Genomic DNA, 23,403 nt, shown 5'->3' with positions numbered 1-23,403 from the left:
CCAATCTCGTGGACAAAGCCAGGGAGTCCCTGCTGGAACGCGACGGGCTCGACCTTCCAGATGTGTTCGACCGGTTCCGGCGGTGGGCGGCCGGCGCGCCGAAGGACGTCGGCTTGCAGACCGAGGACGTCCTGACGAACGGTCAGCCGTGGGACCGCGCGGCGGCGCTGCACTTCCGGACCAACGGGCGGGCCGCGGGCAACGGTTCGCTCATGCGGGCGGCGACGTCCGCCGTGTACTTCGCGGGCGCCGGGCAGGCCGGGACCATGGAGGCCGCCCGGCGGATCGCGGCGCTCACGCACGGCGACCGGGCGGCGTGGGAAGGGACGGCCGTGCTGCACGAGTTGGTACGGGCCGCCCTGGACGGCGCCGATCCCGACGTGGCCGTCCCGGACGCCCTGGCCGCCGTCCACCCGGACCACCGGGCGCGCTGGGCGGTCGTCCTGGCCGCGGACTGGCACCCGGACGAGGCCACCGAGTTCAACGGGGCGGTGTGGCCGTGCCTGGGTTCGGCGCTCTGGGCGCTGCGGACGACGGGTTCCTTCGAGGAGTCGCTGGCGGCGGCGGTCGACCTGGGCGGTGACACCGACACCGTCGCGGCCGTCACGGGGATGCTGGCGGGCGCGGTGTACGGGGCCGAAGCCGTCCCGGCCCGCTGGACCGGCCCGCTGCACGTACCGCTGCCGGGCCATGGCGATCGGGTGCTGCGCGCGTTGGACCTGGCCGCCCTGGCGGAGGCGCTCGCGAAGGCGGGCCCTTCCGTCGCTACCTCGGGGCGGTGACGCCGCAGGCCCGGCCGGGTGCCCCCGAGGGGGTTCCCGGCCGGGCCCGGCTGCGTGCGGTACGGCGGGGCGGAGCGGGTCAGCCCACCGAGCTGTAGGCGACGACTCCCCTCAGCAGCGAGTCGACCGCCTTGCGGGCGTTCTTGGCAACCGTGCTGTTCTCCCTCGGCGCCGCGGCCGCGATCTGCCCGAGCACGTCGATGACCTGCTTGCACCAGCGGACGAAGTCACCGGCCGGCATCTCGGCCTCGCGCAGCACTTCGTCGAGGCCCTTGTCGGAGGCCCACTGGTAGGCGGCCCAGGCGAAGCCGAGGTCCGGCTCGCGCTGGCCGACGCCCTCGGCCTGGTTGATCCGGAACTCCTCCTCCAGGGCGTCCAGCCGTCCCCAGATCCGCACCATCTCGCCGAGCGCGGCCTTGGCCTTGCCCGACGGGAGCTTCGGCGCCACCGCGTCGTCCGACTGCCGGGCCTCGAAGACCAGGGCGGAGACGCACGCGGCCAGTTCGGCGGGGTTGAGCCCCTCCCAGACGCCGTCGCGCAGGCACTCGCTGGCCAGCAGGTCCAGTTCGCCGTAGAGCCGGGCGAGCCGCTTGCCGTGTTCCGTGACCTCGTTGCCGCGCAGGTAGTCCATCTCCGTCAGGAGGGCGACGATCCGGTCGAAGGTGCGGGCGATCGTGTTGGTACGCCCCTCGATCCGCCGCTCCAGCTGCTTGGTGTCGCGCTGGAGCCGGTGGTACCGCTCGGCCCACCGTGCGTGGTCCTCCCGCTCGTCGCACCCGTGGCACGGATGGGCGCGCAGGGCGGTGCGCAAGCGGGCGATCTCGCGGTCGTCGGCCGCCGCGGAGCGCTGCTTGCGGTGCCGCTCCGGCGCTATGTGCCCGGCCTTGGTCCGCAGCGCGGACGCGAGGTCGCGCCGGGACTGCGGGGACCGAGGGTTGAACGACTTGGGGATGCGCATGCGCTCCAGCGGTTCGACCGGCACCGGGAAGTCGATCGACGCCAGCCGCTTGACCTGCCGTTCGGCGGTGAGCACGAGCGGGCGCGGGCCGTCCTGGTGCTCGAAGCCCCGGTGCCCGTTGGCCCGCCCGGCGGGCAGCCCGGGGTCCAGCACCAGCGCCAGCCCGGCGAACTTGCCGGTCGGCACATGGATGACGTCACCCGGCTTGAGCCGCTCCAGCGACGTGGCGGCCGCCACCCGGCGCTGCGCGGCGCCCTGTTTGGCCAGCTCCGTCTCACGGTCCTTGAGTTCGCGGCGCAGCCGCGCGTACTCCTCGAAGTCCCCGAGGTGGCACGTCATGCCCTCCCGGTAACCCTCGAGACCCTCCTCGTTGCGCTGGACCTGGCGGGAGATGCCGACCACGGACCGGTCCGCCTGGAACTGCGCGAACGACGTCTCCAGCAGCTCGCGCGAGCGGTGCCGGCCGAACTGGTCGACCAGGTTGACCGCCATGTTGTACGAGGGCTTGAAGCTGGAGCGCAGCGGATACGTACGGGTGCCGGCCAGGCCCGCGAGGTGGCCGGGGTCCATGCCGCGCTGCCAGAGCACGACCGCGTGGCCCTCGACGTCGATGCCGCGCCGCCCGGCGCGCCCGGTCAGCTGGGTGTACTCACCGGGGGTGATGTCGGCGTGCTGCTCGCCGTTCCACTTGACGAGCTTCTCCAACACCACCGACCGCGCGGGCATGTTGATGCCGAGCGCCAGTGTCTCGGTGGCGAACACGGCCTTGACCAGGCCGCGTACGAACAGCTCCTCGACGACTTCCTTGAAGGTCGGCAGCATGCCGGCGTGGTGCGCGGCGATGCCCCGCTCCAGGCCTTCCAGCCATTCGTAGTACCCGAGGACGTGCAGGTCCTCGGTGGGGATGGAGGCGGTGCGCTCCTCGACGATCTCCCGGACCCGGGCGCGCCCGGCCTCGTCGTTGAGGCGGAGCCCCGCGTAGAGGCACTGCTGTACGGCGGCCTCGCAGCCGGCGCGGCTGAAGATGAACGTGATGGCGGGCAGCAGCCCCTCGGCGTCCAGCCGCTCGATGACCTCGGGGCGTCCCGGTGTCCAGATCCGCGAGCGCTGGCGCCGCTCACGCTCGCGGTCGGCCTCCCGTCCCCGGCGCCGGTCACGGCCGCCCATCGGGCGCGAGTTCTCCATCCGGGCCAGGCGGATCAGGTCGGGGTTGACCTCGCGCCGGCCGGAGCCGCGCCCGCCGTGGTCGGTCTCCTCCTCGAAGAGGTCGTAGATCCGGCGCCCCGCCAGGACGTGCTGCCACAGCGGCACGGGCCGGCTCTCCGAGACGATCACCTCGGTGTCGCCACGGACCGTGTCCAGCCAGTCACCGAACTCCTCGGCGTTCGACACGGTCGCGGAGAGCGACACCAGGGTCACCGACTCGGGGAGGTGAATGATCACTTCCTCCCAGACGGCCCCGCGGAACCGGTCGGAGAGGTAGTGCACCTCGTCCATCACCACATAGCCCAGGCCGCGGAGGGACTGGGAGCCCGCGTACAGCATGTTGCGCAGGACCTCGGTGGTCATCACGACCACCGGCGCCTCGGAATTGACGCTGTTGTCCCCGGTGAGCAGGCCGACCTTGCCCGCCCCGTACCGCTTGACCAGGTCGGCGTACTTCTGGTTCGACAGGGCCTTGATGGGCGTGGTGTAGAAGCACTTGCGCCCCTGCTCCAGGGCGAGGTGCACGGCGAACTCACCGACGATGGTCTTGCCCGAGCCGGTGGGTGCCGCGACGAGTACGCCCTTGCCGGCCTCGAGGGCCTGGCATGCCTCGATCTGGAACGGGTCCAGCTCGAAGTCGTACAGGGCGCGGAAGGGAGCGAGCGCGGTTGCCTCTTCGGCGGCACGGAGCCGGGCGGCCGCGTACGCCTCCGCGGGTGTGAGTTCTTCTGTCATCTTGCTATCGAGCCTACCCGCCGGCACTGACAGTCAGCCGATCTTTAATCAGCTCGGCAGACCGTGACCGGAGCCTCACGCCCCGGGAACGGCACAAGGCCCTCCAGGTGCACCTGGAGGGCCTTTCGTCACGGGGTGTCGCTGCCGCCGCGCACCGGTCAGGTGACGTCGTCGTACCCGCTGCCGTTCAGCCGCTGCGACCGGCCGCCGTCCGCCTGCTCGGGCAGTGCCGGGGCGGTGGGTACGGCTTCGACCGCGCCGATGGCCTCGGGGGTGAGGTCCAGCTGGGAGGCCTCGTCGTCGGAGAGGCCCCGGTCGGGGTTGCCGAAACGCCGGCGCCGGTCATTGAGCAGGGACACCGCGACCGCGATGAAGTAGAGCACCGCAAGCGGTCCGGCCAGCAGGATCATCGAGAGGGGGTCGCCGCCGGGCGTGGCGATCGCGGCGAAGGCCGTCAAGCCGATGATCATGCCGCGCCACCAGTGCAACATCCGCCGCCCGGTCAGGACGCCGGTGAAGTTGAGCAGGATCAGCAGCAGGGGCAGCTCGAAGGCCAGTCCGAACACCACCACCATGCGGGTGATCAGGTCGAGGTAGTCGTCGAGCGGCAGTAGGTTCTTCGCGCCTTCCGGCGTGAAGCTCAGCATGATCTCGGCGGTCTGCGGAAGGATCGTGTACGCGACGTACGCACCGAGGACGAAGAGCGGCACACCGATGGCGGCGAAGCCGAGGGCGTAGCGCTTCTCCTTGTGGTGCAGACCGGGGGCGACGAAGGCCCAGAGCTGGTACAGCCAGACCGGGGTGGCCACCAGGACACCGGCCATCAGCGCCACCTTGAGCGCGATGGTGAACGGCGAGAGCAGACCGTTCGTCGTCATGTCCGCGCACGGCCGTCCGTCCCTGGTGACCAGCTGGCCATTGGCACAGCCCACCGACTCCAGGATCGGCCTCATCAGGAATTCGAAGATGTCCTTCTGGAAGAAGGCCGCGACGATCACCGCTACCGCAATGGCGATAACCGACTTCAGAAGCCGGTTCCGCAGTTCACGCAAATGCTCGGCGAGGGGCATCCGCCCCTCGTCGTCCTTCTCCCGCTTGCGGGCAGACTTGAGCAACCCACTTCCCTTGTCTCGTGCGAGTGCGGCAGCCGTCAGCGCGTGTGCGTCAGCTCTTGGTGGTGTTCTGCTCGGCGACCGGGCGGGCGCTGCTCACGTCGCCGGGCGCGGCCTGGATCGTGCGCGGGGCGGCCTGCTGGGCGGCCTGGTCCGTGGTGGAGGCCGGGGCGGACTCGGCGTCGTCCTTCTTCATGGCCTTCGCCTCGCTCTTGAGGATGCGGGCCGACTTGCCCAGCGAACGCGCCATCTCAGGGAGCTTCTTGGCACCGAAGAGCAGCAGGATGACTACGATGATCAGAACGATCTCGAGGGGCTTCAGATTGCCGATCATGTGCGACTTCCTTCTCACCGAGGCGGCTGGGGGAGTGGGACTTACCTCTGCGACCGGACCGTTGTCCAGCCCCGTGCTGCAAGGATCGTAACTCGCACGGGTAAACGCCGGGCAATCCCTGTGCGTACTCCGCGTTCCGGGCCGGCGCCTGTGGGCCTGTGCCGTTCACGCGCCGGAACAAGCAGCGTACTCCTCGCGGCCGGGCCCGAGGAGACGGCGTCGTCACCGCAAGGTGTCGCCGGTGCGGGCCAGATCGGTGGCCGCCCGTTCCAGGTCCTCGGCCGCACGGTTGATCCGCTGTGTGGTGTGCGTCACTTGGCGGCCGAGGCGCTGGGCCTCGACGAAGACCCGGATGCCGAGGACGCCGAGCACGGCGATACCGAGGAACCCCAGGGCGATGGCGAGCATGGGCCAGAACATGCGCAGAGCCTAGACGACGCTCAGACGGTGGAGTGGAGGCGCAGGGTCCGCACGCCGCCGCCCGTGAGGAGTTCGACGATGCGGTCACCGGCCGGCTTGCGGACGGCGGAGCCGCACTCGGGGCAGGTGAAGGAGTAGAAAGTGGTCCGGCGGCTGGCGCCGATGGCGAGGCGCAGGGAGCCGGCGGACAGTTCGCAGCGGGCCTGGCACTCGGGGCAGGCGGCCTTGAAGAGGACCGGGGCCGGCGGCGACACGATAGTTCCGGACGTCACGGACAATTTCCTCAATTCCCTCAGCTCTCTCCGCACCACTCCCCCAGCCGGTCGCCCGCCGCCCAAGGCCGCACCCCCCGCGCCCCCGCACCCCGTCCCGCCGGCAGAATCCCGCCTACGCCTGGTCCCCGTACGCGGCCAGCGCCTCGCACGCCGCCTGCCGGGCGCTCGCCGCCAGCTCCGGCGGGGAGACGATCCGGCCCTCCCGGCCCAGGCGCAGGGCCAGCCGCCGCAGCGACGCCGGGTCCGGCGTCCGCAGGGTGATGCGCAGGCCCCCGTCGGGCAGCTCCTCCGCGCTGTCGTGCGGGTAGTACTCGGCCACCCAGCGGCCGCCCGGACCGACCTCGACCATGACCTCCGGGTCGTCGGCGGACGGCTGGACCAGGCCCTCGGACAGGTCGCGCAGCTCGATCTCGGGCGGCGCGGACGGCTCGTCGAGCAGCCGGATCTCGGCCACCCGGTCGAGGCGGAAGGTCCGCCGCGCCTCGGACAGCCGGCACCAGGCCTCCATGTAGGTGTGGCCGACGGCGAACAGCCGGATGGGGTCGACCTCGCGCTCCGTGAGCTCGTCCCGCGCCGGCGAGTAGTACCGCACCCACAGTCGGCGCCGTTCCGAGATGGCCCGGTCGACCTCGGCGAAGACGCCGCCCTCGGACTCGAAGGTCACCGAGAGCCGGGAGCTGGCCCCGGCCGCCTCGCCTGCCGCTGCCTCCAGCTTGGCGGTGGCCCGCAGCAGCGCCTCCCGGTCGCCCTCGCGCAGCCCGGGCAGGGTGGCGACGGCCCGTGCCGCGACCAGCAGCGCGGTCGCCTCGTCGGCGGCGAGCCGCAGCGGCTCGGCCACGTCGTCCGGGTTGTGCCACCAGATCTGCTCGCCGTCGGTGTCGATGTCGAGCAGGTCGCCGCCGCGGAAGCTGGTCCCGCACATGGGCAGCACGTCGAGGTCCGAGATCAGCTCGTCCTCGGTGATGCCGAACGCCCGGGCGACGTCCCCGACATGGGCGCCGGGGCGCTCCCGCAGGTAGGTCACCAGCGACAGCATCCGCCTGGTCTGGTCGATCGCGTTCGCGGCCATCGTCTCCCCGTCCCCCTCAGCCCTTGGCCACGGCACGCAGCCGGTCCACCACGTCGGCCCGCAGATCAGCGGGCTCCAGCACGACCACGTCCGGCCCGAACTCCACGAGCCAGGCGTCCAGGCCGTGCCCGTACGGGATCTCCAGCTCGTCCCAGCCGTCGCCCAGCTCACGCACCGACAGGGCGCGGGCGCGCAGCGGGTAGCCGCAGTCGGTGCGCAGCCGGATCCGCGCGGAGCGGGTGGCCGTCTCCCCCGCCCAGCTCTCGACCGTCTCGCGTACGGTCGACACGTCCGGTACGGGCGCGGTGAAGGCACCGGCGCGGGACCGGACCCTGCCGGTGATCCGGGAGAGCCGGAACACGCGCTCGGCGCCCCGCTCGCGGTCCCAGCCGGCCAGGTACCAGTGACCCCGCCAGCACTCCAGCGTCCAGGGCTCCACGTGGCGGGCCTCGGGGCGGGCGGCGTTGGCCTTGCGGTACTCGAAGACCACGGGGCGCCGGTCGCGGCAGGCCAGCATCAGCGGCTCGAAGGCCGCCTCGTGGACGGGAATGCGCGGTTCGAGGGCGCTGTGCGGGGTGTCGTACGTGTCGCCCGCCTCGGGCATGCCGGCGGCGCGCAGCTTCTGGAGGGCGCCGCTGGCGGCGCCGGCGAGGCGGGCCTGCTGCCAGACCTTGGCGGCCAGGCCGAGCGCGGCGGCCTCCTCGGCGTCGAGCTGGATGGGGGGCAGCCGGTTGGAGTCGCGGCGGGCGAGGTAGCCGGTGTCACCGTCGAGGTTCTCCACGGTCTCGATGACGAGGCCGAGTTCGCGCAGATCGTCCTTGTCGCGCTCGAACATGCGGTTGAAGGCGTCGTCGGAGCCGGCTTCCAGGTAGGCCTCGATCGAGCTGCGCAGTTCCCGCTTGCTGAGTGGGCGCCTGGTCCCCAGCAGGCACAGCGCCAGGTTCATCAGCCGCTCGGCCTTGGCAATGGCCATCGACGCGCCGCACCTCTTCTTGTGGAGTCACCCGGAGTCACTTTTCCCGCTCAACGTACCGCCCCGGGGTGTCGCGGCAAAAGTCGCTCCGGAGTGCGGACATGCGAAGGGCCCGTGCCGCGCGGCACGGGCCCTCGGCGTCACCGGTCAGGCGGCGACCAGGTCGCAGACGAAGATCAGCGTCTCACCCGGGGCGATGCGGCCGCCGCCGGCGCCGCGGTCGCCGTACGCGAGGTGCGCGGGGATGGTCAGCTTGCGACGGCCGCCGACCTTCATGCCCTGCACGCCCTGGTCCCAGCCCGGGATGACCTGGCCGGCGCCGAGCTGGAACTGCAGCGGGGTGCCGCGGTTCCAGGACGCGTCGAACTCCTCGCCGGTGGAGAAGGCCACGCCCACGTAGTGGACCTTGACCATGGCACCGGCCTGGGCCACGGCGCCGTCGCCCTCCCAGATCTCCTCGATCTGGAGCTCGGTCGGGGCCGGGCCCTCCGGGAAGTCGATCTCGGGCTTGTCGATGTTCACGAGAAACAGTGCTCCTCAAAAGATGTACTGATCAACCGGGACAGTCTTACATCACGGCGAGGATGTCGAGCGAGAAGACCAGGGTCGAGTTGGCGGGGATGTCCCCGGACGCCTGGGCTCCGTAGCCCAGCTCCGGCGGGACGACGAGCATGACGCGGCTGCCGGCCTTCTTGCCCGCGAGGCCCTGCTGCCAGCCCTTGATCAGGCTCTGGAGGGGGAACTCGGCGAGCTGCCCGCTCTTGTAGCTGGAGTCGAACTCCTTGCCGCCCTCCCACAGGACGCCCTTGTACTGGAGCAGCAGCTTGTCCGTGGGCTTGACGACCGGGCCGTCGCCCTCCAGGACGTACTTCGCGACGAGCTCCTTCGGCGCGGGCTTCTTCGGTACGTCGATGGAGGGGGCCGCGCCGTCGGTGTTGGTGCCGACCTTGGGCAGGTCGATGTTGTCCTGGGCGACCTCGCGGCCCTTGGAGGAGCTCTTGTTGTTGAACGTGCCCCGGATGTCGACCACGAAGACGAGGGTGTCGGTGCCCTTGATGCCGCCCTGGGGGTTGCCCTGCGTCCCGTAACCGAGGGCCGGCGGGATGGCCAGCTCGACGCGGCTGCCGACGGTCTTGCCGGGCAGCGCCCGGTCCCAGCCGGGGATGAGCTGCCCGACGCCGATGGCGCTGGTCAGGGGCGCCTTGCGGTCGTAGCTGTTGTCGAAGACCTTGGCGGTGTCCCAGATCTGACCGAGGTAGTCGAACTGGAGGTAGTCGCCCTTGGCCACCTTCTGGCCCGTGCCCGTGATCAGCGTCTTCACGGCGAGGTCGGGAGACGGCTCGCCGGGGCCCTTGGCGACGGTCGGCTTCTGGCCGAACTTGGTGCCCGCGGTGACGGCCGGCAGCGGACCGTCCACGATCTTGGCGGAGGGCTCCGGGGACGTGGACGGGCTCTCGTCGGTCTTGGCCTTGTCGGCCTTGTCGTCGCCGCACCCCGCGAGGGTGAGCAGGCCGGCGGGGACGGCGAGGAGGAGGGAGCGACGGCGCACGGAATGCCTCGTATCTTGGTCGGGATCTCGGGATCTGTAGGTCTTCGCAGTCGAGTTCGCGAGGGTGTCGCGTCACTCTACGGCGTGACTCTACGGCGTGCGTGAGGCGCCGTACGAGCAACGCACGACGCCTCACAGCCCCCGGTCCCCGCTCCGGACGGGCCCCGCGGGCCGCCCGGAGCGCTCCGGATCACATTCCTGCGATGAGCTTCTCCACCCGGTCGTCCACCGACCGGAAGGGGTCCTTGCACAGCACGGTGCGCTGCGCCTGGTCGTTGAGCTTGAGGTGCACCCAGTCCACCGTGAAGTCCCGGCGCTGCTCCTGCGCCCGGCGGATGAAGTCGCCGCGGAGCCGCGCCCGGGTGGTCTGCGGGGGCACCGACTTGCCCTCGAAGATCTTCAGGTCGTTGCAGATCCGGGCGGCCTGTCCCTTCTTCTCCAGCAGGTAGTAGAGGCCGCGCCGGCGGTGGATGTCGTGGTAGGCGAGGTCTATCTGGGCGACCCTCGGGTGCGACATGGTCATGTTGTGCTTGGCGCGGTACCGCTCCAGCAGCTTGTACTTCATGACCCAGTCGATCTCGGTGCCGATCCGGTCGAGGTCCTCCTCCTCGATGGCGTCCAGGGTGCGGCCCCACAGCTCCAGGACCTGGGCGACGGTGCCGGTGCGGATGCCGCGCCGGTCGACGAAGTCGGCCGCCTTCTCGTAGTACTCGCGCTGCACCTCCAGGGCGGAGGCCTCGCGCCCGCTGGCGAGCCGGACCTTGCGCTGGCCGGTGATGTCGTGGCTGACCTCGCGGATCGCCCGGATCGGGTTCTCCAGGGTGAGGTCGCGCATCACGGTGCCCGCCTCGATCATGCGCAGGACGAGGTCGGTGGCGCCGACCTTCAGCAGCATGGTCGTCTCGGACATGTTCGAGTCACCGACGATGACGTGCAGGCGGCGGTACCGCTCGGCGTCGGCGTGCGGTTCGTCCCGGGTGTTGATGATGGGCCGGGAGCGGGTCGTCGCGGAGCTGACGCCCTCCCAGATGTGCTCGGCACGCTGGCTGACGCAGTAGACGGCGCCGCGCGGTGTCTGCAGCACCTTCCCGGCGCCGCAGAGCAGCTGCCGGGTGACGAGGAAGGGAATGAGGATGTCCGCGAGACGCGAGAACTCTCCGTGACGGGCGACGAGATAGTTCTCGTGGCAGCCGTAGGAGTTTCCCGCCGAGTCGGTGTTGTTCTTGAACAGGTAGACGTCGCCCGCGATTCCCTCCTCGTGCAGGCGGCGTTCGGCGTCGACGAGCAGGCCCTCGAGAATGCGCTCGCCGGCCTTGTCGTGGGTGACCAGTTCGGTCACGTTGTCGCATTCGGGAGTTGCGTATTCCGGATGCGATCCCACGTCGAGGTAGAGGCGGGCGCCGTTCCGCAGGAAGACGTTGCTGCTGCGGCCCCATGACACGACACGGCGGAAGAGGTAGCGCGCCACTTCGTCAGGAGACAGTCGGCGCTGTCCCCTGAACGTGCACGTGACGCCGTACTCGTTCTCCAGCCCGAAAATGCGGCGGTCCATGACTGAACATTACGCCTGAGGGCGTGCGCTGAAACCGGGTTCGACGGCACCGTTTCGATCATTTTCCGATCCCGCCACGACATCTCCGGTGTGCGGGGCACCGCGCAGCGGAACCGCGAGTACGCGCTGGGTGGCCATGAGGACCAGCAGGGCGACGAATCCGCCGGCGCCCGCGACGGCGAAACTGGCGGTGGTTCCGGAGAGCTGGACCACCGGTCCGGCGACAGCCGTTCCGGCGGCGGCGCCCACGCCGAAGGTGGTGACCAGCCAGGAGAACGCCTCGGTGACCGTGCCGCGCGGGGCGTGCCGGTCGACGACGATGAACGCGCAGGCGATGGCGGGCGCCAGGAAGACGCCCGCGAGGGCGGCCAGGGCGGTCATCGCGACCACGCCCGGGGTCAGCGTCAGCGGCAGGTAGCCCAGCGCCAGCAGCCCGACGAGCACCCGCAGCCGCCGCTCCGGGGCGCCGGCCCAGTGGCGGGCCCCGTAGAAGACACCGCCCACGAGGGCGCCCAGGCCGAGCGCGGCCATGAGCCAGCCGTAGACGGACTCGTTGCCGTGGTCCTCCGCGTAGGCGATCCCGGCGACCGTGATCGAGCCCATGGCGAGGCCGACGAAGAAGAAGGAGCCGAGCAGGGCGAGCAGTCCGGGTGACCGCAGGGCGCCGAGCCAGTGGGCCTCGCGCGGCGCGGAACGCCAGGCGCGGGACGGGGCGGACAGGACGACGGAGAGCGCGCCGAGCACGCCGATCCCGTTGATCAGGAGTACGGCGGCGGCCGGCGACCAGAGGGCGACCATGAGCGTGACGAGCAGGGGCCCGACGGTGAACATCACCTCCTGGGCGACCGCGTCCATGGCGTACGCCCGGTGGACCCGGCCCTCGCCGCCCAGGACGCTGGGCCACAGCGCGCGCAGGCCGCCCTCCAGGGGCGGGGTGAACAGCCCGGCGACGGCGACGGCCGCGTAGGCGAGCGGCAGCGGGTCGGTGCCGGTGAGGACCAGCAGGGCCATGCCGAGCGCGGAGACCAGCGCCGAGGGCAGCTGGACGCGGGGCTGGCCGTAGAGGTCGACGGCGCGGCCGAGGAGGGGCTGGCCGATGGCGTTGCCGATGCCGTACACGGCGGCGAGCCCGCCGGCGAGGCTGTAGCTGCCTCCCTCGGCGCGGGTGAACACCATGATGGCGATGGGGCCCGTGCCGTTGGGGAGGCGCCCTATGAGGGTGCCTATGAGCAGCCTGGCGGCGTGGGGTGCCTTCAGGATGTCGGCGTACCCGCCCGGTGCGGCGGCCATGTGCTGCCCCTCTCCCCCGGTACTCAGCCCGAGGTTTTACGTATAACTACCTTCGTCATACGTACCATGTCGGCATCCGGCGGGTCCACCCCCGCGGTCGTGATCACCGAAAGCGGAGGCGTGCGTGCACCACCCGGACCCAGCGGCCCCCGACCCCTCGTCCCCGCCGGCGACCGGCCCCGCGGGCGCGCCGGAGGAACCGGCTCCGGTCCCCGCCCGCCCCACCAGCCGTGACGTCGCCCGGGTCGCGGGGGTGTCCCAGGCGACCGTGTCGCTGGTCCTCGGCGACAAGTGGCGCGGGCGGGTCTCGGAGCGCACCGCGCGGCTCGTGCGGGAGGCGGCCGGCGAGCTGGGCTACCGGCCCAATCTCGCGGCGCGCAACCTCCGCCTGGGGCGCACCAGGACCGCGCTGCTGGTGGTGCCCGCGCTCACCAACGAGTTCTTCGCCCGCGTCTACACGGGTGCCGCCGCCGTGGCCGCCCGGCACGGGTTCGGGGTGGTCCTCTACCCCTCCCCCGAGGGCGTCGGCCCGGCGAGGGACCCGTTCGCGTCCGCGCGGGCGGCGCTCGACGGGGTGATCGCCTCCTCGATGGCCGCCGACGCGCTGCGGGCGATCCGCGGCACCGACCTGCCGCTGGTGATGCTGGACAGCGACCCGGCGGACGCGGACGCCGCCGCCCACGTCAACCTCGACATCGGCGACGGCATGCGGCAGGTGACGGACCATCTCCTGGCGCTGGGTCACCGTCGCTTCGTCCACCTGTCGTCCGCCGTGCCGTCCTGGACGTTCCACGTCCGCGGCGGAGCCCTCGCCGCCCGCCTGGGCGGCCTGAGCGACGTGTCCGTGACGACCGTCCCGGCGCCGCTGGAGGTGAACGGGGCGCGTGAGGCCGCCGAGCGGGCTCTGACCGCGCCCGGGCCGCGCCCGACGGCACTGATCTGCGACGACGACATCGTGGCGGCGGGCGCCTGCAAGGCGGTACGCCGGCTGGGGCTCCGGGTGCCGGAGGACGTGTCGGTGACCGGCTTCGACGACCTGGCGCTCGCCACGGCGGTCGAACCCGAGCTGACCACGGTCCGGCTCCCGGCGGAACGGATCGGCGAGCGCGGTATGACGGCCCTGCTGGACGTCCTGGCGGGCCGCCCACCGCAGGGCGGCGACCTCCCGGTCACCCTGATGCCCCGCGGCTCCACCGGCCCGTCCCCGGCCCCCTGACGCCCCCGGAGCGCCCCGCTTCGGCGCGACCGGCGCGGGGACCCGAGCGCCCCGCCCGCACCAGGCAGGTCCCGCGCGGCCCCGCCCGCGCGGCCGGGCCGCTGCCGGCGCACTGGGGCCATGCCCCAGGCCACCTACCCGGTCCGGCCCCATGCCGGTCGGCCGGCCCGCGCCCGCCTGGCCGCCACACGCCGCCAGGCCGCTGCGGGCGCACCGGGGCCATGCCCCAGGCCACCCGCCCGGTACGGCCCCCATGCAGGTGAGCCGGCCCACGCCCTGCACTACCCGGCCGGTCCCGCCGCGGCCCCGCACACGCCGCCAGGCCGCCGCAGGCACACCGGCGTCCCGCCCACTCCTCGCCCGCCCGGCCACGCCCACGCCCCGACGCGCTCCAGCTGCGGCGGCACCGCAGAGCCCCGACACGCCGGACGCCCGGCGCCCCACTCCTCGCCCGCCCGGCGCCCCGCCACCGGCTCTGGCCGCCCACCCGGCACGCCGACCGTGCAACGCGGCACCGGACCGCGGCGCCGGGGCGCCGCGGTCCAGGGAACCCCCGAACACACCGGTGCCCCGGACCGCAAAGCGATCCGGGGCACCGGGGCACGAAGGAACCGGGCGGGCCGGGGGTCAGTCCTCCGACTCCTCCGGCTCCTCGTCGGAGGGCGCGTCGGTGGGGGTGGACGCCGCGGCGTCCGCCTCCAGGAGGCGGGACAGCTGGCGTCCCACGATCCGCTTGAACTTGCGCTGCTGCGGGCGCGTGCGGTCCAGGATCGCCACCTCGAGCCGCTCCGCGGGGATCTCCCGCTCGCTGCCGTTGGTGTCCCTGGACAGTGCCTGCACGGCCAGCTTCAGCGCCTCGGCGAGCGACATGCCGTCGCGGTGCCGCTGGTCGAGGAAGCTGCTGATCTGCTCGGCGTTGCCGCCGACCGCGACCGAGCCGTGCTCGTCCACGATCGATCCGTCGTGCGGCAGGCGGTAGATCTGGTCGCCCTCGGGGGAGGTGCCCACCTCGGCGACGACCAGCTCCACCTCGTAGGGCTTCTCGCCCGCGCTGGAGAAGATGGTGCCCAGCGTCTGGGCGTAGACGTTGGCGAGGCCGCGGGCCGTCACGTCGTCACGGTCGTAGGTGTACCCGCGCAGGTCCGCGTACCGCACGCCGCCGATCCGCAGGTTCTCGTACTCGTTGTACTTACCGGCCGCGGCGAAACCGATCCGGTCGTAGATCTCGCTGAACTTGTGCAGCGCACGGGACGGGTTCTCACCGACGAAGACGATGCCGTCGGCGTACTGCAGCACAACCAGGCTGCGTCCACGGGCGATGCCCTTGCGGGCGTATTCCGCCCGGTCCTGCATGGCCTGGGCGGGCGAGACATAGAACGGCGTCGTCACCGGCTATCCGTCCCTTTCTTCAGGTGGGCAAACATCAGAGCAGCGCGGCGCGCGGGCCGTCGGGCTGTTCGAGGCGGCGCTCCAGGATCGCGCGGGCGGTCTCGGAGGACTCGGCCTCGGTGAGCCGGCGGAAGCCCTCGTCGGTGATCACGGTGACGATCGGGTAGATCCGCCGGGCCACGTCGGGGCCGCCGGTCGCCGAGTCGTCGTCCGCCGCGTCGTAGAGCGCCTGCACGACCAGGGTGATGGCCTGCTGCTCCGTCAGGTCGTCGCGGTAGAGCTTCTTCATCGCGCCCCGGGCGAAGATCGAGCCGGAGCCGGTGGCGGCGAAGCCGTGCTCCTCGGACCGGCCGCCCGTCACGTCGTAACTGAAGATGCGGCCCTTCTCTCGCTCGATGTCCCAGCCGGCGAAGAGCGGCACGACGGCGAGGCCCTGCATGGCCATGCCGAGGTTGCTGCGGATCATCGTGGAGAGGCGGTTCGCCTTGCCCTCCAGGGAGAGCTGGACCCCCTCGACCTTCTCGAAGTGCTCCAGCTCCAGCTGGAAGAGCTTCACCATCTCCACGGCGAGACCGGCGGTGCCGGCGATGCCCACCGCCGAGTACTCGTCGGCCGGGAACACCTTCTCGATGTCGCGCTGGGCGATCATGTTGCCCATCGTGGCGCGGCGGTCACCGGCGAGCACCACACCGCCGGGGAAGGTGGTGGCGACGATGGTCGTGCCGTGCGGGGCTTCGATGGCGCCCTGCAGGGGCGGCAGCGTCCGCTTCCCGGGCAGCAGCTCGGGCGAGTGGTCGGCCAGGAAGTCCATGAACGAGGAGGAGCCGGGCGTCAGGAAGGCTGCCGGCAGACGCCCGGTGCTACGAGGGTTGGCTTCCACGCGTTTCCTTCCGAAATGAGGCGGCGGCCCGCCGCTGCGGCGGCCGGGCCGATCATGCGTGCTGTGCACGGACCTTACCCGTGCCGTCGCCGGTCATCCGTCCCGGTGCCGTCGGCTTCCACCGGCGGCACCGGAACGACAACGAGCGCTACTCTCCGCCCTTTTGCACGAAGGACCGTACGAAGTCCTCGGCGTTCTCCTCGAGGACGTCGTCGATCTCGTCGAGTACGGAGTCGACGTCGTCGGACAGCTTCTCCTGGCGCTCCTTGAGGTCCTCGGACGCCTGCGCGTCCTGCGCCTGCTCCTCGACCTCCTCGGTGGAACGTGTGGCCTTCTGCTGCCCGCCGCCGGTGTCCTTGGTCGCCATGTGCCTCACCCCGCTCGGTTTGCCCGCTTGGTTCGGTCTCTCAAGATCAGACCCTACAAGGACGGTCTGACATCGGCCCGGACTTTCTTCGACGTCCGGGGAGTATCCCCATGATTCCCGTAGATCGCCGGGCCAAGCTCTTTTCGTACGAGCACTCGGTCGCGTCACCGGCCGTGACCGGCCGGCGCCCCGCTCAGTGGCCGGACAGCACGCGGACCAGGTCCTCGGCCGTGCGGCACCGGTCCAGGAGCTCCTTCACATGGTTACGTGTACCGCGCAACGGTTCCAGCGTCGGTACGCGCTGCAGGGAGTCACGGCCCGGCAGGTCGAAGATCACCGAGTCCCAGGAGGCCGCGGCGACGTCGTCGGCGTACTGCTCCAGGCACCGGCCCCGGAAATAGGCCCTGGTGTCCTCAGGAGGCTTCGACTGGGCCCGCGTGACCGTTTCCTCGTCCAGCAGCCGCTTCATCCGCCCACGGGCCACCAGACGGTTGTAGAGGCCCTTGTCGGGGCGCACGTCGGCGTACTGGAGGTCCACCAGGTGCAGCCGGGCGGCGTCCCAGTCCAGGTCGTCCCGCCGACGGTAGCCCTCCATGAGCTCGCGCTTGGCGACCCAGTCCAGCTCACCGGCCAGGCTCATCGGATCGTTCTCCAGCCGGTTGAGCGTGTCCTCCCACCTGACCAGCACGTCCTTGGTCTGCTCGTCGGCGTCGGCGCCGAACCGCTCCTCGACGTACTTGCGGGCCAGCTCGAAGTACTCCATCTGGAGTTGTACGGCGGTGAGGGTGCGGCCGCTGCGGAGCGTGATCAGGTACTGGAGGGACGGGTCGTGGGACACCTGGTGCAGGGTGCGCACCGGCTGGTCGACGGCCAGGTCGACCGTGATGAAGCCGTCCTCGATCATCGACAGCACCAGGGCCGTCGTGCCCAGCTTGAGGTACGTCGAGATCTCGGAGAGGTTGGCGTCGCCGATGATCACATGGAGCCGGCGGTACTTCTCGGCGTCGGCGTGGGGCTCGTCCCGGGTGTTGATGATCGGGCGCTTGAGCGTGGTCTCCAGGCCGACCTCGACCTCGAAGTAGTCGGCTCGCTGGCTGAGCTGGAAGCCGTGCTCGTGCCCGTCCTGCCCGATGCCGACGCGGCCGGCGCCCGTGACGACCTGGCGGGAGACGAAGAAGGGCGTCAGGTGGCGCACGATGTCCGAGAAGGGGGTCTCCCGCTTCATCAGGTAGTTCTCGTGCGTGCCGTAGGAGGCGCCCTTGTTGTCGGTGTTGTTCTTGTAGAGGTGGATCGGCTGGGCGCCCGGGAGCTGGGCCGCCCGCTCCGCGGCCTCCGCCATGATCCGCTCGCCGGCCTTGTCCCACAGGACGGCGTCGCGCGGATTGGTGACCTCGGGCGCGCTGTACTCGGGGTGGGCGTGGTCGACGTAGAGCCGTGCGCCATTGGTGAGGATCACATTGGCCAGGCCGATGTCCTCGTCCGTGAGCTGGCTGGAATCGGCGGCCTCGCGGGCGAGGTCGAAGCCGCGGGCGTCCCGCAGCGGATTCTCCTCCTCGAAGTCCCAGCGGGCGCGCCGCGCCCGGTGCATCGCCGCCGCGTAGGCGTTGACGATCTGGGACGAGGTGAGCATGGCATTGGCGTTCGGGTGACCGGGGACGGAGATCCCGTACTCCGTCTCGATGCCCATTACTCGCCGTACGGTCATGCGGCCCTCCTTGCCCGGCGGCGTCCCCGTCCGGGAACGGCGCTCAAGTACCGCTGCTGCTTCTCCGGTGCGTGTGCGGTGCCCGTCCCCGCACTGCGCGACTCGGCGGTACGGAAGAGCCTAGAACGCCTCCGCGCTGGTGGGGAGATCAATTGCGTCATTGCTGCGGTGTGGTCGGAATGGTGGCCAGGACCGTGAATGCGACCGGCCGCGGATGCCCTTCCCCGCCCGAGGGCGGGGAAATCCGGGGCACCCGCAGCCGGAATCGCGCTCTACAGGTACTGACCGGTGTTCGCCACCGTGTCGATGGACCGACCGGTGTCGGCGCCCTGCTTTCCGGTGACGAGTGTGCGGATGAATACGATCCGCTCGCCCTTCTTTCCGGAGATCCGGGCCCAGTCGTCCGGGTTGGTGGTGTTCGGCAGGTCCTCGTTCTCCTTGAACTCGTCCACGCAGGCCTGGAGGAGGTGGGAGACCCGGAGGCCCTTCTGGTTGTGGTCGAGGAAGGCCTTGATGGCCATCTTCTTCGCCCGGTCGACGATGTTCTGGATCATCGCGCCGGAATTGAAGTCCTTGAAGTACAGGACTTCCTTGTCGCCGTTGGCGTACGTGACCTCGAGGAACCGGTTCTCCTCCGACTCCGCGTACATCTGCTCCACGACCGACTGGATCATCGCCTGGGCCGCGGCTTCCTTGGACCCATTGTGCTCGGCCAGGTCGTCGGAGTGCAGCGGCAGCGAGGATGTCAGGTACTTGGCGAAGATGTCCTTCGCGGCCTCGGCGTCCGGACGCTCGATCTTGATCTTCACGTCGAGACGGCCCGGCCGGAGGATGGCGGGGTCGATCATGTCCTCGCGGTTGGAGGCGCCGATGACGATGACGTTCTCCAGGCCCTCCACACCGTCGATCTCGGCGAGCAGCTGCGGGACGATGGTGTTCTCCACGTCCGAGCTGACACCGGAGCCACGGGTGCGGAAGAGGGACTCCATCTCGTCGAAGAAGACGATCACCGGGGTGCCCTCGCTCGCCTTCTCACGAGCACGCTGGAAGACCAGGCGGATGTGCCGCTCGGTCTCGCCGACGTACTTGTTGAGGAGCTCGGGGCCCTTGATGTTGAGGAAGTAGCTCTTCCCCGCGGGCTGCCCGGTCACCTCGGCGACCTTCTTGGCAAGGGAGTTGGCGACGGCCTTCGCGATCAGCGTCTTGCCGCAGCCGGGCGGGCCGTAGAGGAGGATTCCCTTCGGCGGCCGCAGCTCGTGCTCCTGGAAGAGGTCGGGGTAGAGGTACGGAAGCTCGACCGCGTCACGGATCAGTTCGATCTGGTTCCCCAGACCACCGATCTTCGTGTAGTCGACGTCCGGGACCTCCTCGAGGACGAGCTCCTCGACCTCGCTCTTCGGGATCACCTCGTAGACGTAGCCGGACCTGGGCTCCAGCAGCAGGGCGTCGCCGGGGCGGATGGTGGTGTCCAGCAGCGGCTCGGCGAGCCTCACCACCCGCTCCTCGTCGGTGTGCCCGATCACCAGGGCGCGCTCGCCGTCCTCGAGGATCTCCTTGAGGGTGACGATGTCCCCGGCGCGCTCGAACTCCATGGCCTCGACCACGTTGAGCGCTTCGTTGAGCATCAGTTCCTGGCCGCGCCGGAGCTCGTCGAGCTCGACGCTGGGGCTGACGTTCACCCGGAGCTTGCGGCCCCCGGTGAAGATGTCGCACGTGCCGTCCTCGTTCGACTGCAGGAACACACCGAAGCCGGCCGGTGGCTGCGCGAGCCGGTCGACCTCCTCCTTGAGGGCCACGATCTGGTCGCGGGCCTCACGGAGCGTGTTGGCGAGTCGCTCGTTCTGCGCGGACACGCCGGCCAGGTTGGTCTGCAGCTCGACGATCCGCTCTTCGAGAATCCTCGTGTGACGCGGAGAGTCGGCGAGCTTACGTCGCAGGACGGCGATTTCCTGCTCGAGATAGGCAACCTGGCCGGCAGGGTCTTCAGACCCCCGCCCCGGCCGGATGCCGCGGTTGATGTCGTCGTCGTGGGCTGCCACGGTCCTCACCTCCTCCAAGGGGAGCTGGACGCTTCCTGACCCTACCTGGGCTGGTGATGATTGAAACCCCTAGATCACAAAGACTCTCGGGGTGTGTCCGATCTTCACCCTTGCGCTCTCCCTCGCATCAGGGGGATACCCACCCATCAACACTTGAAAGCGGGCGGTTGTATGGTCGGAGTGGTCAACACCCGTCAGCGTTGGCCCGACTTACCACACCAGAGGCAGGAACATGACCGTGCAGCACGAGGCTCCGACCACGGGCGCCGGCGAGGCCCTGGAGGTCTGGATCGACCAGGACCTCTGCACCGGCGACGGAATCTGCGCCCAGTACGCGCCCGAGGTCTTCGAGCTGGACATCGACGGCCTGGCGTACGTGAAGAGCTCCGACGACGAGCTGCTCCAGGACCCGGGCGCCACCACACCCGTTCCGCTGCCCCTGCTCCAGGACGTCGTGGACTCCGCCAAGGAGTGCCCGGGCGACTGCATCCACGTACGCCGCGTTTCGGACAGGGTCGAGGTCTACGGCCCTGACGCGGAGTGACCGCTCACGCACCCGTGGCGGTGGCGGCGGAGCGGACGAACTTGTCCCCCTCCCACCGCCACTTGACCGTCTCTCGCTGATCGGGACAGCACCTCGGCACGTCCGCCGAGGAGTAGCCGAGCAGGGACGCGGTGACGGCTCCGTCACGTACGGCGAGGGTGGCGACGCTGCGTCGCTCGGCCGGTTCCACCAGGGTGGCCACCACCCGGGACGCGGCCGCGTCGCCGGTGGCGCGGGCCAGGACGTACACACCGCTCGGCGGCGTTCCCGAGCCCGCCCGGCAGTGGGCCGCGACGACCGTCTCCGGACTCCCGTCGCCGTCGAGGTCACCCGTCGCCCGTTTCGCCACCACGCTGCCCGCGTCCCCGCATTCGAGCGGGTACGTCACCGCCGCCGGGTCGGGAGCGGGTGCCGGGGCGGGGACCGCCGTTGTCCGGATTCCGCCCGTTTGAGAGGCGGTGGCCGCGTCGGGCTGGAACAGCGCGGCGCCGGCGACCACCGCGGCCATCGCCGCGGCGGTGGCGAGCCAGTGCGCGGGGCGGGCGTGGGTGTGCGCGAGGTCCGGGAGGGCGGAGGTCTGCACGCGGAGTGCCTCCTGTGGGCGGTGCGGTGGGGGTGGCCAGCATCGTGCCACACGTCACAGCCGGGCGGAACCGCGGGGTCGCACGGGACACCGGCGCGGCCGGTCCCGGCGAATATGGAGGCGCCGCCGCCGAGTTCCCCACCGATGGCGGGAACTCGACGGCGGCGCCGCTGCGTTGTCGGGGCGTCAGCCCCCGGGCGTCAGCCCTTGTTGGGGCCTTCGTAGTCGTCGCCGTACGCGCCCTTGGCGGGGCGGCGGCGGCGCATCGGGGGCTCCACACCGTCCGCGAGGCGGCGGGCGGTGACCAGGAAGCCGGTGTGCCCGATCATCCGGTGGTCGGGGCGCACGGCCAGGCCCTCGACGTGCCAGTTGCGGATCATCGACTCCCACGGCTGCGGCTCGGCGTAGCAGCCGATCTCGCGGATGGACTCCACAGTGCGGGCGAGCTGCGTGGTGGTCGCCACGTAGCAGCACAGGATGCCGCCGGGAACGAGGGCCTTGGAGACGGCCTCCAGGCACTCCCAGGGGGCGAGCATGTCCAGGATGACCCGGTCCACGTCGGTGTCGGAGAGGTTGTCCTGGAGGTCGCCGACGGTGAGCTGCCAGGCGGGGTGCGGGCCGCCGAAGTAGCGCTCGACGTTGCCCTTGGCGATCTCGGCGAAGTCCTCGCGGCGCTCGTAGGAGTGCAGCATGCCGTCGTCGCCGATGGCGCGGAGCAGGAAGCTGCTGAGCGAGCCGGAGCCCACACCGGCCTCGACGACGCGCGCGCCGGGGAAGATGTCGGCGAAGGCCAGGATCTGCCCCGCGTCCTTGGGGTAGACCACGGCGGCGCCGCGGGGCATGGACAGGACGTAGTCGGGGAGCAGGGGGCGCAGCGCGAGGTAGGCGACGTTTCCCGTGGTACGGACAACACTGCCCTCGGGAGCACCGATCAGCTCGTCGTGCGGGAAGGAACCCTTGTGGGTGTGAAAATTCTTCCCGGCCTCGAGCGTGAACGTGTAGTGGCGTCCCTTGGGGTCGGTGAGCTGGACCTGGTCCCCGACTTCGAAGGGCCCGCGACGGCGGGCGGCACCGGTCGGTTCGGACATGTGACCAGTGTATGGGTTTCAGGAACCCGGCCGTGCCATGGCCTGGACGAAGGCCCGCTCGACGTCCGCGGTGGACAGGACGCCGTAGATGGCGCCGGACTCCTCCACCACCAGGTACTCGGTGGCCGGGGTGGCCCGCAGGGCGTCCAGCAGCGCCTCGCCCGCGAGGTCCGCGGGGACCCGCATGCCCTCGGTGAGGTCCTGGGCGAGACCGCTGACGGCGACCCAGGGACGGCGGTGCTGGGGGACGCCGACGATGGCGGTCTCACGGACGAGCGCGGTCGGCTCGCCCTCGCCGTCGACGACCACGAGGGCGCGCGCGCCCGCCTCGTTGGCGCGGCGGAGGGCCTCGGACAGCGGGGTGGCGGGCTCGACCGGGACGGCGCGGCGGGTGAGGGTGCGGGCGCGCAGCTCGGGGAGGTGTTCGCGGAGCCGGGCCATCCGGAGGCTGTTGCCGGCCCCCGTCCAGATGATGGCGGCGAGGATCGCGGCCAGGAGCGCGTCGGTGACGGTTTCCAGGCCGCTGATGTCCTCGGTCGCGTTGCCGAGGGCGCCGGTGTGGGTGAGCAGCGGGAGGCCGATGAGGACGGTGACGGCGAGGGCCCGGCCGACCCAGGCGGCGGCGACGGTGCCGGTCATGGGCTTGCCGGTGATCTTCCAGACCACGGCGCGGAGCATGCGGCCCCCGTCGAGCGGGAGGCCGGGCAGCAGGTTGAAGGCGGCGACGATGAGGTTGGAGATCATCAGGCCGGCGAGCAGGACGCCCGGGACCGTGCCGGGCTCGGCGGCGTACATCGCGCCGTAGAAGACCCCGGCGAGGAGCAGGGAGAGCAGCGGGCCGACGAAGGCGAGGACGAACTCGCGGCCGGGGGTCTCGCACTCCTTCTCGATCTCGGAGACGCCTCCGAAGAACTGGAGCTGGATGCGGCGCACCGGCAGCTTGAAGCGCAGGGCGGCGACGGTGTGGGCCAGCTCGTGCACGAGCACGGAGGCGTAGAAGGCGACCGCGAAGAAGAGGGAGACCAGGTAGCGGGCGTTGCCGAGCTCGGGGAGGACCCGTTCGATCTGGCCGCCGAACACCCAGGTGATGAGGGCCGCGACCAGGAACCAGCTCGGGGCGACGTACACGGGCACGCCGAAGATGCGGCCCATCAGGATGCCGCCGCCTTCCCTCGGCCGCTGCGGCTTTCCGCTGTCGGGAGCGGTGGTTCCGGCCGGCTCGGACCGCGGGCGGGAGTGCTCGCCGCTCTCGTCGTCCTTGTTCACAGGTTCCCTTCGGTGTGAAGCGTCACACGACGATCATGCAGTGTGGGAGGGTCTGGCGTCGATGGTATGCC

At 71.1% G+C, this 23,403-nt stretch carries 22 protein-coding genes; 3 read left to right on the top strand and 19 right to left on the bottom strand.

The features are described 5' to 3' along the window. Positions 1-8 precede the first annotated feature (8 nt). On the top strand, positions 9-782 hold the full coding sequence (locus EIZ62_RS26870; protein ID WP_244375979.1) for an ADP-ribosylglycohydrolase family protein: 774 nt from the start codon (positions 9-11) through the stop codon (positions 780-782). A gap of 79 nt (positions 783-861) precedes the next feature. Here the strand turns inward: EIZ62_RS26870 and EIZ62_RS26865 are convergent, their stop codons facing one another. From EIZ62_RS26865 to EIZ62_RS26815, 11 genes are all read right to left on the bottom strand, one after another. After that, the gene (locus EIZ62_RS26865) at positions 862-3,681 is read right to left on the bottom strand and encodes a DEAD/DEAH box helicase (RefSeq protein ID WP_156695259.1); all 2,820 of its coding nucleotides are present in this window, start codon (positions 3,679-3,681) and stop codon (positions 862-864) included. Positions 3,682-3,839: 158 nt separating this feature from the next. Continuing rightward, the gene (gene tatC, locus EIZ62_RS26860) at positions 3,840-4,796 is read right to left on the bottom strand and encodes a twin-arginine translocase subunit TatC (RefSeq protein ID WP_156695258.1); all 957 of its coding nucleotides are present in this window, start codon (positions 4,794-4,796) and stop codon (positions 3,840-3,842) included. Positions 4,797-4,845: 49 nt separating this feature from the next. After that, entirely contained in the window at positions 4,846-5,127 is a 282-nt protein-coding gene (tatA, locus tag EIZ62_RS26855) for a Sec-independent protein translocase subunit TatA (RefSeq protein ID WP_156695257.1), read from the bottom strand. A gap of 222 nt (positions 5,128-5,349) precedes the next feature. Continuing rightward, positions 5,350-5,547: a hypothetical protein gene (locus tag EIZ62_RS26850; protein WP_156695256.1), complete on the bottom strand. Its 198-nt coding sequence runs from the start codon at positions 5,545-5,547 to the stop codon at positions 5,350-5,352. 20 nt (positions 5,548-5,567) lie between these two features. Then, positions 5,568-5,834 carry a hypothetical protein gene (locus EIZ62_RS26845; RefSeq protein WP_425281850.1) on the bottom strand — a complete coding sequence of 89 codons (267 nt, stop codon included), beginning with the start codon at positions 5,832-5,834 and terminating at the stop codon, positions 5,568-5,570. A 100-nt stretch (positions 5,835-5,934) separates the two neighbouring features. After that, positions 5,935-6,891, bottom strand: a complete 957-nt coding sequence (locus EIZ62_RS26840; protein WP_156695254.1) for a helix-turn-helix transcriptional regulator — start codon at positions 6,889-6,891, stop codon at positions 5,935-5,937. A 16-nt stretch (positions 6,892-6,907) separates the two neighbouring features. Continuing rightward, the gene (locus tag EIZ62_RS26835) at positions 6,908-7,864 is read right to left on the bottom strand and encodes a helix-turn-helix transcriptional regulator (RefSeq protein ID WP_156695253.1); all 957 of its coding nucleotides are present in this window, start codon (positions 7,862-7,864) and stop codon (positions 6,908-6,910) included. A gap of 147 nt (positions 7,865-8,011) precedes the next feature. Beyond that, on the bottom strand, positions 8,012-8,386 hold the full coding sequence (locus EIZ62_RS26830) for an FKBP-type peptidyl-prolyl cis-trans isomerase (RefSeq protein ID WP_156695252.1): 375 nt from the start codon (positions 8,384-8,386) through the stop codon (positions 8,012-8,014). Positions 8,387-8,432: 46 nt separating this feature from the next. Beyond that, positions 8,433-9,413, bottom strand: coding sequence for an FKBP-type peptidyl-prolyl cis-trans isomerase (locus EIZ62_RS26825; RefSeq protein ID WP_156695251.1), 981 nt, complete (start codon positions 9,411-9,413; stop codon positions 8,433-8,435). Between the two features lie 190 nt (positions 9,414-9,603). Next, positions 9,604-10,965 (bottom strand): Pup--protein ligase, encoded by a 1,362-nt coding sequence (gene pafA / locus EIZ62_RS26820; RefSeq protein WP_073758312.1) that lies wholly within the window; start codon positions 10,963-10,965, stop codon positions 9,604-9,606. A gap of 9 nt (positions 10,966-10,974) precedes the next feature. Then, positions 10,975-12,255 (bottom strand): MFS transporter, encoded by a 1,281-nt coding sequence (locus EIZ62_RS26815; RefSeq protein WP_156695250.1) that lies wholly within the window; start codon positions 12,253-12,255, stop codon positions 10,975-10,977. 124 nt (positions 12,256-12,379) lie between these two features. Between EIZ62_RS26815 and EIZ62_RS26810 the strand changes: the two genes are divergently transcribed. Beyond that, positions 12,380-13,471, top strand: coding sequence for a LacI family DNA-binding transcriptional regulator (locus EIZ62_RS26810; RefSeq protein ID WP_156695249.1), 1,092 nt, complete (start codon positions 12,380-12,382; stop codon positions 13,469-13,471). Between the two features lie 627 nt (positions 13,472-14,098). On the opposite strand, the gene prcA is transcribed toward EIZ62_RS26810, so the two are convergent. From prcA to arc, 5 genes are all read right to left on the bottom strand, one after another. Further along, entirely contained in the window at positions 14,099-14,860 is a 762-nt protein-coding gene (gene prcA, locus EIZ62_RS26805; RefSeq protein WP_156695248.1) for a proteasome subunit alpha, read from the bottom strand. 34 nt (positions 14,861-14,894) lie between these two features. After that, positions 14,895-15,740, bottom strand: coding sequence for a proteasome subunit beta (gene prcB, locus EIZ62_RS26800; protein WP_156695247.1), 846 nt, complete (start codon positions 15,738-15,740; stop codon positions 14,895-14,897). A 148-nt stretch (positions 15,741-15,888) separates the two neighbouring features. Further along, positions 15,889-16,107 (bottom strand): ubiquitin-like protein Pup, encoded by a 219-nt coding sequence (locus EIZ62_RS26795; protein ID WP_011027899.1) that lies wholly within the window; start codon positions 16,105-16,107, stop codon positions 15,889-15,891. 193 nt (positions 16,108-16,300) lie between these two features. Next, positions 16,301-17,812: a depupylase/deamidase Dop gene (gene dop / locus EIZ62_RS26790; RefSeq protein ID WP_341873986.1), complete on the bottom strand. Its 1,512-nt coding sequence runs from the start codon at positions 17,810-17,812 to the stop codon at positions 16,301-16,303. Positions 17,813-18,084: 272 nt separating this feature from the next. Continuing rightward, on the bottom strand, positions 18,085-19,851 hold the full coding sequence (gene arc / locus EIZ62_RS26785) for a proteasome ATPase (protein WP_156695246.1): 1,767 nt from the start codon (positions 19,849-19,851) through the stop codon (positions 18,085-18,087). A gap of 232 nt (positions 19,852-20,083) precedes the next feature. On the opposite strand from arc, the gene EIZ62_RS26780 reads away from it, so the two are divergent. After that, a complete protein-coding gene (locus EIZ62_RS26780; protein WP_156695245.1) occupies positions 20,084-20,395 on the top strand; it encodes a ferredoxin in 312 nt (103 codons plus the stop codon). Between the two features lie 4 nt (positions 20,396-20,399). Here the strand turns inward: EIZ62_RS26780 and EIZ62_RS26775 are convergent, their stop codons facing one another. The 3 genes from EIZ62_RS26775 to EIZ62_RS26765 all read right to left on the bottom strand — a co-directional run bounded on the left by EIZ62_RS26775 (position 20,400) and on the right by EIZ62_RS26765 (position 23,332). After that, on the bottom strand, positions 20,400-20,978 hold the full coding sequence (locus tag EIZ62_RS26775) for a hypothetical protein (protein WP_156695244.1): 579 nt from the start codon (positions 20,976-20,978) through the stop codon (positions 20,400-20,402). 200 nt (positions 20,979-21,178) lie between these two features. Further along, positions 21,179-22,066: a tRNA (adenine-N1)-methyltransferase gene (locus EIZ62_RS26770; protein ID WP_156695243.1), complete on the bottom strand. Its 888-nt coding sequence runs from the start codon at positions 22,064-22,066 to the stop codon at positions 21,179-21,181. Positions 22,067-22,084: 18 nt separating this feature from the next. Beyond that, positions 22,085-23,332, bottom strand: a complete 1,248-nt coding sequence (locus EIZ62_RS26765) for a site-2 protease family protein (protein WP_156695242.1) — start codon at positions 23,330-23,332, stop codon at positions 22,085-22,087. Between the last annotated feature and the right edge of the window lie 71 nt (positions 23,333-23,403).

The organism is Streptomyces ficellus (assembly GCF_009739905.1).
Taxonomy (GTDB): Bacteria; Actinomycetota; Actinomycetes; order Streptomycetales; family Streptomycetaceae; genus Streptomyces; species Streptomyces ficellus_A.
The sequence above is the reverse complement of the archived record's forward strand: the minus strand, read 5'-3'. Positions and strand labels throughout refer to the sequence as shown.